This window comes from Streptomyces sp. PTL18 (assembly GCF_059510295.1).
Map to the genome: position 1 here is coordinate 147,366 of NZ_JCAJZO010000015.1, position 12,960 is coordinate 160,325.

Here is a 12,960-nt window from a genome sequence, read left to right on the forward strand (position 1 = left end):
GGCTCTCCTGGCGGCCCTGTGGGCCGCACTCGCCGGCGCGGCATCGGCAGACGGCCTGGGTGTTCCCGCCTTGCCCATTCCCGAAGACCCCCGGGCGGTGCACCTGGAGCCGTTCGTCGGGCAGGCGGCGGCAGCGCACCCGGTCGACGCCCCGGCGGTCCCACAGCATCCCTTCATGGCCCCCAACGGCAGGAGCAACCTGCACGACGACGCATACCAGAGCGACGCCTACGCCCAGCGGGGGCCGACAGGGCGCAACCTCACCGTGCGGACCAGGTTGCAGGGCGGACTGTGCGGGTCGGTGACCTTCGACTCCAGGGGCCGGCTGGTCACGGTGTGCCTTTCGCCCCGCCGCCCACCACGGCTGATGCTGCTGGACCCCGACGGCCTCGGCAGGATCGCCGCCCTCGACCTTCCGGGCACCGCCGGGACCAGTGCCACCGACATCACCGGCGGCGGTTACTTCTATCTGGACCGACAGGACCGGGCGATCGTGCCGACCAAAGCCGGCAGCATCGTGGTCGTCGCCATCCGCGGCGACACGCTCAGGACCCTGCACACGTACGACCTGAAGCCGGTGATCGGTTCCTCGGGGATCGTGTCGGCGCTGCCGGACTGGTCGGGACGGCTGTGGTTCGTGACCAGGAGCGGCATCGTCGGCACCGTCGACCCGGTGACGGGCGCCGTGCAGGCACTGACGCTCGGCGGAGAACAGATCGCCAACAGCATCGCCGTGGACGAGTCCGGCGGGGTGTTCGTCGTCAGCGACCATGCGCTGTACCGGTTCGACGCCGGACCGGGCGGCGCGCCCCACGCCACCTGGCGCTCGGTGTACGACCGGGGCACGCGGCGAAAGCCGGGACAGCTCAGCCAGGGCAGCGGCACCACACCCACCCTCATCGGTCCGGCGTCCGGGCCCGACGGCGGCTATGTGGCGATCACGGACAACTCCGATCCCAGGATGCACGTGCTGGTGATGGCGCGGGGCAAGGCCGGACCGGCCAGGATCTGCACCCAGCCGGTCTTCCCGGCGAACGAGGGGGCCGACGAGAACAGCCTGGTGGCCGTGGCCGGAGACCTGGTCGCGGAGAACAACTACGGCTACCGGGTGGGTCCCGGAGCCGTGCTCAAGGGCGTCGTCGGGGGCCGGGTTCCCGACACGGTCCCAGGGGTGGTCAGGGTGCACGTCGACTATGCGCACAGGACCTGCTCCCTCGCCTGGTCCAACACCACCGAACGCGTCCCCAGCGTCGTCAGCAAGGCGGCTCTGGGCAACGGACTGCTGTACACGTACACCCATCCGTCCGCCAAGGAAGTGGCCTTCGAACCCGGTGGGCGGTTGTCCGGCACTCCGGACGCCTGGTATCTGACGGCGCTCGACCTGCGGACCGGCAGGCGGGTGTGGAGCCGACTGGCCGGCGCGGGGCCGCTGTTCAACAACCACTACGCCCCGGTCTCGATCGCGCCCGACGGCACGCTCTTCGTGGGATGCGTCGGCGGCCTGCTCCGCTTCTCCGGCTCCTGACAGGCGCGGCACACACCGCCCAGGGCACCCACGGGCCCGACGACCGCAGGCGGACTCGGACGTCGCCGCCCGTGCCGTGCCGTACCCGACGGGCGACCGAGACCTCGCCCACGACGACGCCTCGCGCGCGGGGCCCCTGCACCGCACGCCCGTAACCCGCAAACCGCTGTCCGGCGGTTCCGCGCCGACCGCCCGCCGGCGCGGAACGACCAGGTTCCCGTCACCCCTTCCGGTGGCGGCGCCGCCCGTGGTCGGCTATTGCCGATCGTCCTGCACGCTCACCGTGACCTGCGGTGCTGTCGCCACCGGTCCGGGTCCTCTTCCAGGGCCGCCCGGTCCCAGTCGCCGCGTTCCGCAGCAGCCGCGTAGGTCGTGTGGAGGAAACCAGCCAGTACCCGGTCCGGGTCGGCTGCAGTACGCACCGCCTCGTACGGGAGGAGGAACTGACCGTGGTCAGGGCTGTAGAACGCGTCGGCGGGGGTGACCGGCTGCGCGGCGAAGCCGTCCGGCTCGGGATAGGCGTACGAGTAGAAGGCCCCCTCTTCACCGCCGCCGGGCCAGAAGCCACAGCTGCTCAACTCGCGGGAGTAGCCTTCCACCATCACCCAGTCACCGCAGTTCGGGGCGCCGCCGGGATGCGGCGGGGCGGCCCGTCCAGAGAACCTCGTGCAGGCCAGGTCCATGGCACCCCAGAAGAAGTGCACGGGGCTGACCTTGCCGACGAAGTACGAGCGGAACTCCCCCAGCACCCGGTTCGCCTGCAGCAACTGCTGCCAGAAGAGCTGTGCGGCGCTCGGGTCGTAGGAGGCGTGCTGGTAGTCCTCATCGAAGGGAATCGCCGGGTCCACCTCATTCGGAGACGCCTTGATCTTTGTCTCAATGCCCAGCTCACCCAGGGCGTGCATCGTCGCGTGGTAAAAGTCAGCCACCGGTCTAGGCTCCAGGACCACGCTGCGGTGGGCGCCGTCGCTTCTGCGGACACACAGCCGATGGTCGTGGAAGTCGAACTCGATGTCGAAGCCCCCTGAGCCGTAGGGAATCAGCGACGTGGTCAGGCCGCGCGGGCTGACGTACATGGTGACCTGCCACCAGTGATTGACCAGGGGCGCGTGGGCCAGCCGGATCTTGCCGACGATCTGGGTCCACATGTGCAGTGTTTCCCGGGTCTCGGTCCAGTCGGCGACCCGCAGCCGCGGCCACATCGCCCGCGACGCCCCGTGGGAGACAATGGCCACAACGCGCTCCTCCCCGGACAACTCACCGATACCGACCACGCTGCCCTCAGCCGAACGATCAGGCAACCCGGGCGCCTCACCGGCCAGGACCGGAACGCTCGGCATGTTCCACGAGCAGCCGCTGTGCCCGCCTCGCCAGGACAGTGATCCAACGGCCCGGTCCCACCGGAGGCGGCGAGGCACCGCAGGGCCGATGCGGAAGGAGTCTTGATCATGAATGTCGACCAGCCGGTGCTGGTACTCGGATCCACCGGGGGACAGGGCGGTGCCGTCGTCAGCGCGATGCTGTCCCGCGGTGTGGCCGTCCGTGGCATGGTCCGCAACCTTCCATCCGCGTCGGCCCGGCGCCTGGCCGCCCGAGACGTCGAGGTCGTTGGCGGAGATCTCGGGGACCGCGAGTCCCTGGCCTCAGCCATGCGGGGAGCAGCCGGCGTGTTTGCGATGACCACGCCCTTCGAGTCGGGGCCGGCCGCCGAGATCGCACAGGGCCGGGCCATTCTCACCGCCGCCCATGAGGCCCGTGTGCCGCATTTGGTCTTCAGTTCCGTCGCAGGTGCCGACCAGGACACGGGTGTGCCGCACTTCGAGACCAAGGCGGTGATCGAACGGGAACTGGCCGCAGGCGAGGTGCCCTACACGATCTTGGGTCCCACCTATTTCTTCGACAACGCCCGCGGCGGTATGGATCGGATCCTCCAGGGGGTGCTCGATCTGCCGCTGCCCCCGGACCGCCCGCTGCAACAACTGGCACGCCCCGACCTGGGCGAGTTCACCGCCGCCGTCTTCGCAGCACCTGACACGTTCATCGGGCTGCGCGTCGAACTCGCCGGGGACGCCCCCACGCCCGCTGACATGGCCGCCACGTTGAGCAGGGCGCTCGGTTCGACCGTTCGGCACAACGAAGTGCGGCTCGACGAGATCGGCAACGGCGACATGCGAGCGATGTGGGCGTTCCTGCGTGGCCACGGCTACCGCGTCGACGTGCCGGCGCTGCGCGCCGCCCATCCCGAGCTGCACTGGACGTCCTTCGCGGACTGGGCCGAGAGCACCTTCTCATCGGCACCATGACAGGCGGCCCTGTCCACCGGGCGTCCGCCGCCCCCGGCCGGCCGCGCGCCGGACGCGGTCTCTCCGCATCCTGGGCGGCCGGTGACGAGGTCTACGGCGGCAGGCCGCACCTGCGGACGACTGACCCCTGCATCCGGCACGGTGGTGGCACGCGACGAGCGGACGGCCCGCAGCTTGGCCGGCCCTTCGCTCGGCGGCCCCGCCATGCCTGACGGCGCTCGCCTCCCGCCTCAGATCCGCCCGCCGGTCAGACGGGTGATCGGACCGTGCGTGCGGCGCCCCGCACGGCGACCCGCCAGGTATGACGTGGCACCCAACGCCGACAAGCCCGCACCGACACCGGCGGCGAGGAGCTTTCGATGGGCGATCAACGTCCATGCGGTCTTGGCGAAGGCCGCGGCCTGTCCCGAGGCGGCGATGACGGCCTGGCGGCCGGTTTGGACACGCTCGGCCGCGCTGTGCACGACCGCCCTGCCCGTCCCGGTCGTACGCTCGGCCGCGTCCAACGCCGCTGACCCCACGTCACCGGACTTTTCGGCCGCCTTGTCCGCCGCCTGCGACGCGGGAGCGGTCGCCTTGGCCGTAGCCCGCCGGGCCTTGGCAGATGCACTTCGCTTGGATGCGGAATCTTGATGCGTGCCGCTGTTCGATTGAGTCATGGACTTCGCGTTGCCGTTCGCGTCAACGGCAAACACACTCCGCCACGACAGTGCACGCCGATGCACATCCAGGCCGCGTTTCTTCGATCACCGGCCGCCTTCGCGAGTCCCCGAACCCGCACCACGCCGAGCCGGTCGGAACCGGGTGCGGGTGGTCGGTCGTGTGCTGTGCGATCGGCGCGTCGCCAGGGTGCCGAGCCGGGAGTGGACGGGCTGAACGAGGCGCCGTTCTCAGCGGGGTGAAGGCGCGTCCGGACCTTCCGGATCGGTGCGACAAGTCTCGGTGAGGGCGCGGAGGATGAGTGCCCAATGGGATCCTCGGCCGGGCCGTCCGGCCCATGTGCTCCTCGCCGCCGTGACCGATCTTGAAGACAGGCGTCGTACGCACGTGACGACAGCCGCGTCAGCCGGTGCTGAAGAGGAGGCGCAGCCGTGACCACCATGACAACGTCCCGCCCGACCAGGTCGCTCCCCGCCGAGTACCGCGGCATGCTGATGAGCATGGCGCATGACGTGCTCCTGCCACCAAACCTGCGCCTGTTCGGTGAAGGGGACCGGGCCGGCCATTTCTGGATCATCGGATCGGGCACCGTCGCCCTGGACATGCGGCTGCCCGGGCACGGCGCGACGGTGATCGACACCCTCGGCGTCGGTGAACTGCTCGGCTGGTCCTTGCCGTCCCCTTCCCCTGTATGGCCGTTCGGCGCGCGGACCGTCGGTGCGGTACGCGCCCACGAGTTCGAGGCCGAAACCATACGGCGACGGTGCGAGGCCGATCCGGCGATGGGGAGGGCGGTCGCCCAGTGGGCCGGCGAAGCTCTGGCGCGCCGGATGAGTGCGGCCCGTACGCGCGTGCTCCACCTCACCGCCACCTCCGGCAACTCGATCCCCGGCTGAAACGTCCTTGCTCCGCCGGTGAAGCGATGGTTCTGCCGGGGCGGCCGGCGCCGGTGGGCCCGGCGGTCGGTGGCAGGGCGGTTCAGTGCATGGCTGCGCCGTGTCCCCGGCGCCTCAGAAGGGCGGGCCGCCGTTACGGCGGGGCTGGGGCTGCTCTTCGCCGGGCCGGCGTTGTCGGGCCATGCGCCGATCGGCCTTGGCGGCACCTCTGTTCCTTCCCGGTGGGGCAGCGTGGCATCGCGTTGGGCCGGGGCCGGGGCCGGGGCCGACGGCCGTGGTGCGGCGTCGTCCCGGCCACGGCACAGTCTGATCGGGCCTGCCGGGCTATCGGCGGTGCATGGTCTCCAGGGCTGCGGCCAGGACGTGGGGGTCGTGGTGGCCCTTGTAGACCTCCGGCGGGCGCTTGTCGAGCTTGAGGAGTTGGGCCACAGCCGTCCAGGCGGTGCGTACGGAGTACTCGACGGTGAAGACGACGTCGTCGGGCACCTCGGCGAACTGGCCGATGAAGGCGAGGTTCACCGATCCTGCGGGCACGACCTTCGGCCGGTCCTCGCGTCGGCGGACCAGGAACTGGCTGGTGATGTACGGCATCACGCAGGGCACGACGGTCGAGGTCTCCAGCACCCGGGTCGCTGTCTCTTCGTCGAAGTGCAGGTGGTGCAGGACCTCCTGGAGGATCTCCCGGCCGGAGCACATCGTCATCGGCTTGGGTGTGTGGTTGCCCGTGCGGTCCGGGTACAGGCCGTAGCCCCACCAGACCGCGACGTCCTCGGGCTGGTCGCGGTACACGGGCTGGCGGTTGGCGACGATGGTGAGCAGCCAGTCGGAGTCGGTGAACGTCATCAGTCCGCCCTTGCCGGCCGGGCGGCCGGAGAACTCCTCCAGCGCCTGGAGGAAGGCCGGATCCCTGGTGGTGACGGTGAACGACTCCCACGCGGAATCCTTCACCTGGTCGTCGAAGACGTCCGGGTTGCCGAAGTCCTCGCGCCCTCGGGCCAGCCGGTGCCACAACAGCCAGGCGTCCGAGCGCCCGGGGGCCGGCGGGGGCGCGGCGGTGTGCGAGCCCGTACTGGAGGCGTCGGTCATCGAGCCGTTGGTGACCAGGACCAGGTCCTCGGGCGTCACGTCGATGCGCTCGTCTCGCCCATTGCGCCGCAGGCAGACGGCCGTGACCGTGCCCGACCGGACCCCCGGTGCGAACCCGAGGTCGGTGACGCGGCACCCGGTGTGGACGGTGACGCCGCGTTCGCACAACCAGGATGTCAGGGGCCGGACGATCGAGTCGTACTGGTTGTAGCGGGTCCGGTGGATGCCGGACATGGCCGCGAACTCGGGGAAGAGATGGATGAAGCGTCTCAGATAGCGACGGAACTCGATGGCGCTGTGCCAGGGCTGGAAGGCGAACGTGGTGCACCACATGAACCAGAAGTTCGTGGTGAAGAAATGATCGCCGAAGCAGTCGTTGATCCGCTTGCCGTCGAGGCGGGCTTCGGAGATCGCCAGGCAGCGGACCAGGTCCAGCCGGTCGCGTTCGGAGAACCCCATCGACGAGGTGTCGACGATCTTCCCGTCGCCGTCGACGAGCCGTGCGATGTCGTGCCAGGCGAAGTTCTCGTGTCCGGCCAGGATTTCCTGTGTCACGGAGGTCTCGGGGTCGTCCAGGGAGGGGATGCCCGACAGAAGGTCGTAGGTGCAGCGGAACTCGGCCTCGAACATCCGCCCGCCGCGCATGCTGTATCCGGCTTCGGGCGTGCCGCCCGCGTCCAGGCTGCCGCCGATGGTCCGCTGCTGTTCGAAGAGGTGAATGTCCGTTCCGTCGAATCCGCCGTCGCGGATCAGGAACGTGGCCGCGGCGAGTGCCGCTATGCCGCTGCCCACCACATACGCCTTCGCCATCACACCACTCCTGTTCTCGCCGTTGATCCTGGACCGCTCGTCCACGGTGTCGTACGGCCGGGGCGTCGTCAGTGGGCCGTTGGGCCACCTGAACGGGTCCGGATGGCCCGCGAGGCGGGCCGCACAGGTCGCGCGCGCGCGGCCGGCGCAGGACCGCGGAGGGAGAAGCCGCTGAACCCGACCTGCGCGGGCCGGGGTTACCGGCTTGCCGTGCTCGGCTCCGCTGCCGCCCCTCTCCGACGTTCGGTGGTCCAGTAGAGGAGGGCGACGAGGGGGAGGGCAGCACCGAGTGCGGTGAGACCGGCCCAGCCTCCGGCGTGGTAGACGACGGATCCGAGCTGCGATCCGACCGCGCCGCCGACGAAGAACAGGGCGATGAAGGCGCTGTTGAGGCGGGCGCGGGCGGCGGGGTCGAGCTGGTAGACGGTGTGCTGGCCGAGGATCAGGGTCGTCTGTACGGCCATGTCGAGCAGGATCGCAGCCAGGGCGATCAGCACGATGCTGTGTCCGCCGAACCCGGCGAGCGCGAAGGCCAGGGCGGCGACCACGAAGGCGACGCCGGTCATGGGGCGGACGAGCCCACGGTCGGCCCAGTGCCCGGCGAACGGGGCGATGGCCGCTCCGGCCGCGCCGACGAGGGCGAACACACCGACCCCGACGGGGGAGTAGTGGAAGCGGGGGCCGGTCAGGACGAAGGAGACGGTGGTCCAGAAGGCACTGAAGGCGCCGAACATCGCCGCCTGGTAGAGACCGCGTCGCAGCAGTGCGGGGTGCGTGCGCACCAGCCGGACGGTGGAGCGCAATACGTGGTGGTACGGGATGGCCGTGGTCGGCGCGTGCTGCGGCAGGGCGGCGCGCAGGGCCACGGCCAGCACGGCCATCAGGGCGGCGGAGCCGAGGAAGACGACGCGCCAGCCGGCGAGGTCCGAGACCAGACTGCTCAGCGTTCGGGACAGCAGGATGCCGGTGAGGAGGCCGCTCATCACCCGGCCGACGATGCGGCCGCGGGCATGGTCGGGAGCGAGGCCGGCGGCGAACGGCACCAGGATCTGGGCGACGACCGAGGTGGCGCCGCTGACCAGCGAGGCGATCAGCAGCATGGCGAAGCCGGTGGCGAGTCCCGCCGCCACCAGGGCCAGGGTCGTGACCGTCAGCAGGACGGTGACCAGGTTGCGCTTCTCCAGCCGGTCGCCGAGCGGGACCAGGAAGAGCATGCCGATCACGTAGCCGACCTGGGTGAGCGTGATCAGTGACCCGGCGGTGGCCGTGCTGATGTGGAAGACACCGCTCAGCGAGGACAGCAGGGGCTGGGCGTAGTAGAGGTTGGCGACCGTCATACCGGAGGCGACGGCCAGGAGCGCGACCAGCCACCCTGGCACGCCGTGCGGGGCCGTCGCGGTCGCGGGCCGACGCGAGGTCCTGAGTTCGGATGATGCGGACATGTGCACCTTCTTGGCGGGGCGAGCCGGGAGACCGGCGCGGGCGGTAGTGCCGTGGAGTGGCCGGCAGCCTCTTCGATGCCGTCACGCAGGTGTAAGCGTCGGTGCGCCCTGGGTGCTTCCCCGTCGGAGGCGATGGTCCGGGATGGCAGTCAGCCATCTGCACGGCGGAGTGGCGGGACGCCGTGACCGCCATGGCCTTGGCCCGTCCGCCGAGTCGGCCGCGGGTGTGGGCGACGAAGTGCTCGACGATCACCTGGGCGTGCTGCGCCACCGTGTGCTCGTGCACCGTCGACGGCGGGGGCACGGGTGTTCCTGTTTCCGTCGCGGGCGCCGCTGTGGGCGGGAATGGCACGCCGATCACGGCGCAGTTGCTGCCGCCCGGGCTCGTCGCGGCCAATCCCCGGCGAGTGGGGCCCCGCGCCCGGCTGCTGCGGTGCCTGGGCCCGGCCCTCACGGGTGTCATCAGTCCGGCCGACGGCGGGGCGTCGATCCGGTTCGCGTGGGAGCCGGTCAGCGGCGAGGGGGAGGCGGCACGGTCCCGCTCCTGTTCACCGGGGGCATCATCGGGAGGACGAACGTCTTCGTCGCTGAACGGTGCCGGGTGCCGGGTGCCGGGCGTCTGCGGTCTGGGGGCTGCGTCGGTGAATGCCGTGGTGTGTCTGGTCCAGGTGGGGTTCGTAAAGGTCGTCGCCGAGTTATCCGGGAAGTGAATTCATGTGGCAGCCGACCCCTTTGTCGATGAATTAATCGACTCCTCCCGGTGGGGGTCGAGCGGTTGTCGAACGTGGTTCGATTGCGGCAGTTAATGTCATGCGGGTGCCTCGGAGGAGGCTTTCGGGGTTGTGGGGGTGATCGGCGGAGCCGTGTGGGTTACCCCGTATCCAAGGGATCAAATCAACTGGGCCTCATTGTTATCTCATCGTGATGTGAGTCGGGCGCGAGATGCGTACGGTTCGGTCGTATAAGGGGACGATCGGGATCCGCTTTGGCGGAGCCCTGCTGCTTCCTGCAGGTCGTGGCCGTGTTGAGGTCCCGACACCCGATCGGAATGCAGGACTGTCATGGCCGCGTTGCGGGCTCGTCATATGGCGGTACGGTCCTCGCCGGTGCGCGCGTGACCGAACCGAACCCCGCCACCGAACCCCCGCTACGCGCGATGACCGAACCCGCCCGCCCCGGACACCGCAGTGTTTCCCGGTTGGCCCGGACCTGCGTTGACTCCCCTGATGCGCCCCACCTAATGTCGTCGGCATCGACGCAGATAAACAAATGGAATGGAAATGCCGTGGCGGCCTCCTCCATTCCGTCACTGCTTCGCATTCCGAGTACGTGTGACGTCAGGAGGGGATCTTTCCATGCTCCCGCACGCCGACAGGTCGACAAAGGTCAGTGGTCATCCGGAATTCCCGCGCAGCGCCCGCCGAGGAGACCGACGGCCGGCCGCGCCGCAGCATGCCACCTGCATGGCGAGCCTCGACCCCGGGCTCACGATAGAGGCGGCCAACGCCGACTTCTTCCGGCACGTCGCACGGCCGTCCACGGAGGTCTGCGGTCGTAGCATCTACGAAGTCCTGCACCCCAGCGCCCGTACCGTCCTGTCCAAGCACTTCTCCCACCTGTCGACCGGCCACGGCAGCCGCTTCGTCGAGCGGGTGGTCGCCATGCGCGGTCACGACCGGGTCTTCTCCGCGGAGATCACCGGTATCGCCGTCAAGGGCGAGGGGGACGACCTCTCCGGCGTCGTCGTACTGATGAGCCCGGACGAGGATTCCGCTGAGGCGGCGGAGCGACCCGCCAAACCCACGCCGATCCTCACGGCTCTCGACGCCCGCATCCTGGAGGGCGTCGCCACCGGCGCCTCCACCGTGCAGCTGGCCTCGCGTCTCTACCTCAGCCGGCAGGGCGTCGAGTACCACGTCGGCCTGATGCTCCGCCGGTTCAAGGCTCCCAACCGTGCCGCACTCGTCTCCCGCGCCTACTCCATGGGCGTTCTCACGGTCGGCAGCTGGCCGCCCCGCGCCGTGCCCGACTTCGTGAAGTGACGCTGCCGCCGCACCCCTCCGACGCCGGCTTCCCCGCTCCTGCGGGGGAAGCCGGCGTTCGTCGTTCCGCACGCCCGGGTAAGCGGGGCGCGGCAGGTCACCGTCCCGGGAAGTGAGGTACGGCCCGTCACGCCCGGGACGCACCGAACGTCATCGGCGTACCGCCCGTCCCCGAACACATCCCGTCGGCGCCGGACGTCTACGGCGCCGGACGTCTCGTCAACGGCGGTGCCCGCCGATGCCCTCGTCGTCGGCGTCCGGCCAGGGTGCCTGAGGGTGCGGGTGCGGGCCGTCGTGCACCGGAACCGGAACCATCTTCCGCGCCACCCCCCTCACCCCGCGAACGGCGGTCACCGGCAGCCGCGCGCCCGGCAGGTCCTCCATGTCCACCTGGAAGCGGTCCAGGTCGTTCATCAGTCTGCGGACGTAAGGGGAATCGCCGTCGGCCGACCGCAGCGACTCGACTCTGCCGCGCAACCTCACCAGGGCGTCGCGCACCTCCGCCAGTTCCGCGCTCATCTGCATTCCCTCCGTCTTCGGCGCCGGACAGGCGTCCGCACGCACGCCGGACCAGCACCGCCCCTGCCGAGCGGTACTGCCTCATTGAGAAGGACCGGCCCCCGTGAGCGCAACACCCGCCACCGCCCGGCTCACCATGTCTGGGCGTTTCCCGAAAGCCCCGGTCACAGCGCCGAGTTCCTGCCCTGCCCGACGCCGGTGGAATCTAGGGGGCGCCCTAGTGGGTGCGCGCCTAGCGTGGGGAGCCCGACGGCCCTGGAAACCCCAGCCCTGCCCCGACCGGCCGGAGCGGGCCGTCGACCACGCCGTGCGCCGAACGCATGCCGTCAGCACGCGCTGCCCGACGTCCGCGGGCCCACAGGGCTGGGCCGACAAGCTGGTGGAGTGGAATGAGCGAGTCAGAACGCACACGGTACGGGCTCGACGCCGCGCCCCGGCGTGCCATCGCCGTCATCGGCCTGGCCTGTCGTCTGCCCGGCGCCCCGGACGCCGACGCCCTGTGGCGTCTGCTGCGCTCCGGCGACAGTGCCGTACGCCCCACCCCAGCCGACCGGCTGCGGCTCGCCGGCACGCCCGCCGAGGGCACACCCGGCGACGACGCACCCCGCTGGGGTGGCTACCTCGACGACGTCACCGGCTTCGACGCCGGCTTCTTCGGCATCTCGCCCCGCGAGGCCGACACCATGGACCCGCAGCAGCGCCTGGTGCTCGAACTCGCCTGGGAGGCCCTGGAGGACGCCCGCGTCGTCCCCGCGCGCCTCGGCGCCACCAGTACCGGCGTCTTCGTCGGCGCCGCGCACGACGACTACGCGACCCTCGCCCACGGGCTCGACCCGGACGGCGTCACCCACCAGTCGTTCACCGGCACCCACCGCGCCCTCATCGCGAACCGGATCTCCTATCTGCTCGGCCTGCGCGGCCCGAGCATCACGCTCGACTCCGCCCAGTCGTCCTCGCTCGTCGCCCTCCACCTCGCCTGCGAGAGCCTGCGCAGCGGCGACAGCGAGATCGCCCTCGCCGGCGGCGTCAACCTCCAACTCGCCCCGCAGAGCAGCCTCTTCCCCCACCGCTTCGGCGCGCTCTCGCCAGACGGCCGCTGCTACACCTTCGACGCCCGCGCCAACGGCTACGTCCGCGGCGAGGGCGGCGGACTCGTCGTCCTGAAGCCGCTCGACCGCGCCCTCGCCGACGGCGACCCGATTCGCGCCGTCATCCGCGGCAGCGCCGTCAACAACGACGGCGGCGGCACCACCCTCACCGCCCCCGACGCCGCCGCTCAGGAAGACGTCGTCCGCCGGGCCCTGCGCAACGCCGGCGTCGCCCCCGACGACATCCAGTACGTCGAACTCCACGGCACCGGAACCCCGGTCGGCGACCCCGTGGAGGCGGCGGCCCTCGGCTCCGTCCTCGGCGCCGGACGAGACGCGGACGCACCGCCACTGCACGTCGGATCCGTGAAGACCAACATCGGCCACGTGGAAGGCGCGGCGGGCATCGCCGGCCTGCTCAAGACGATCCTCGCGCTCCAGCACCGGGAACTCCCGCCCAGCCTCAACCACGAGACCCCCAGCCCCGACATCCCCCTCGACACTCTGCGCCTGCGCGTCCAGACCGCTCTCGGCCCCTGGCCCCGACCCGACGCCTCCCTCATGGCCGGTGTCTCGTCCTTCGGCATGG

10 protein-coding genes are annotated in these 12,960 nt (G+C 70.7%); 5 read left to right on the plus strand and 5 right to left on the minus strand.

Features of this window, described 5'->3' with window-relative positions; genetic code table 11:
• Positions 1-70 precede the first annotated feature (70 nt).
• Positions 71-1,525, plus strand: a complete 1,455-nt coding sequence (locus AC5WS8_RS25920) for an NHL repeat-containing protein (RefSeq protein WP_496105866.1) — start codon at positions 71-73, stop codon at positions 1,523-1,525.
• Positions 1,526-1,803: 278 nt separating this feature from the next.
• Here the strand turns inward: AC5WS8_RS25920 and AC5WS8_RS25925 are convergent, their stop codons facing one another.
• Positions 1,804-2,727 carry a DUF5996 family protein gene (locus AC5WS8_RS25925; protein ID WP_496105876.1) on the minus strand — a complete coding sequence of 308 codons (924 nt, stop codon included), beginning with the start codon at positions 2,725-2,727 and terminating at the stop codon, positions 1,804-1,806.
• A 246-nt stretch (positions 2,728-2,973) separates the two neighbouring features.
• Between AC5WS8_RS25925 and AC5WS8_RS25930 the strand changes: the two genes are divergently transcribed.
• On the plus strand, positions 2,974-3,828 hold the full coding sequence (locus AC5WS8_RS25930; RefSeq protein ID WP_496105867.1) for an NmrA/HSCARG family protein: 855 nt from the start codon (positions 2,974-2,976) through the stop codon (positions 3,826-3,828).
• A gap of 230 nt (positions 3,829-4,058) precedes the next feature.
• Here the strand turns inward: AC5WS8_RS25930 and AC5WS8_RS25935 are convergent, their stop codons facing one another.
• Entirely contained in the window at positions 4,059-4,523 is a 465-nt protein-coding gene (locus AC5WS8_RS25935; RefSeq protein ID WP_496105877.1) for a hypothetical protein, read from the minus strand.
• A gap of 405 nt (positions 4,524-4,928) precedes the next feature.
• On the opposite strand from AC5WS8_RS25935, the gene AC5WS8_RS25940 reads away from it, so the two are divergent.
• On the plus strand, positions 4,929-5,384 hold the full coding sequence (locus tag AC5WS8_RS25940; RefSeq protein ID WP_496105878.1) for a cyclic nucleotide-binding domain-containing protein: 456 nt from the start codon (positions 4,929-4,931) through the stop codon (positions 5,382-5,384).
• A gap of 324 nt (positions 5,385-5,708) precedes the next feature.
• Here the strand turns inward: AC5WS8_RS25940 and AC5WS8_RS25945 are convergent, their stop codons facing one another.
• Together AC5WS8_RS25945 and AC5WS8_RS25950 are read right to left on the minus strand one after the other, a co-directional pair.
• Positions 5,709-7,280 carry an oleate hydratase gene (locus AC5WS8_RS25945; protein ID WP_496105879.1) on the minus strand — a complete coding sequence of 524 codons (1,572 nt, stop codon included), beginning with the start codon at positions 7,278-7,280 and terminating at the stop codon, positions 5,709-5,711.
• Positions 7,281-7,477: 197 nt separating this feature from the next.
• On the minus strand, positions 7,478-8,659 hold the full coding sequence (locus AC5WS8_RS25950; protein WP_496105880.1) for an MFS transporter: 1,182 nt from the start codon (positions 8,657-8,659) through the stop codon (positions 7,478-7,480).
• A gap of 1,526 nt (positions 8,660-10,185) precedes the next feature.
• On the opposite strand from AC5WS8_RS25950, the gene AC5WS8_RS25955 reads away from it, so the two are divergent.
• Positions 10,186-10,764, plus strand: coding sequence for a LuxR C-terminal-related transcriptional regulator (locus AC5WS8_RS25955; protein WP_496105868.1), 579 nt, complete (start codon positions 10,186-10,188; stop codon positions 10,762-10,764).
• Positions 10,765-10,983: 219 nt separating this feature from the next.
• On the opposite strand, the gene AC5WS8_RS25960 is transcribed toward AC5WS8_RS25955, so the two are convergent.
• On the minus strand, positions 10,984-11,283 hold the full coding sequence (locus AC5WS8_RS25960; protein ID WP_496105869.1) for an Rv0250c family protein: 300 nt from the start codon (positions 11,281-11,283) through the stop codon (positions 10,984-10,986).
• A gap of 389 nt (positions 11,284-11,672) precedes the next feature.
• Here AC5WS8_RS25960 and AC5WS8_RS25965 point away from each other — a divergent pair.
• Positions 11,673-12,960, plus strand: a 1,288-nt coding sequence (locus AC5WS8_RS25965; RefSeq protein ID WP_496105870.1) for a beta-ketoacyl [acyl carrier protein] synthase domain-containing protein, incomplete at its 3' end; no start/stop codon positions are given.

Coding starts and splice junctions, on each gene's coding strand:
- AC5WS8_RS25925 (WP_496105876.1), bottom strand. CDS start 2,727: ATGTGGCCGCGGCTGCGGGTCGCCGACTGGACCGAGACCCGGGAAACA.
- AC5WS8_RS25930 (WP_496105867.1), top strand. CDS start 2,974: ATGAATGTCGACCAGCCGGTGCTGGTACTCGGATCCACCGGGGGACAG.
- AC5WS8_RS25940 (WP_496105878.1), top strand. CDS start 4,929: ATGACAACGTCCCGCCCGACCAGGTCGCTCCCCGCCGAGTACCGCGGC.
- AC5WS8_RS25945 (WP_496105879.1), bottom strand. CDS start 7,280: ATGGCGAAGGCGTATGTGGTGGGCAGCGGCATAGCGGCACTCGCCGCG.
- AC5WS8_RS25955 (WP_496105868.1), top strand. CDS start 10,186: ATGGCGAGCCTCGACCCCGGGCTCACGATAGAGGCGGCCAACGCCGAC.
- AC5WS8_RS25960 (WP_496105869.1), bottom strand. CDS start 11,283: ATGAGCGCGGAACTGGCGGAGGTGCGCGACGCCCTGGTGAGGTTGCGC.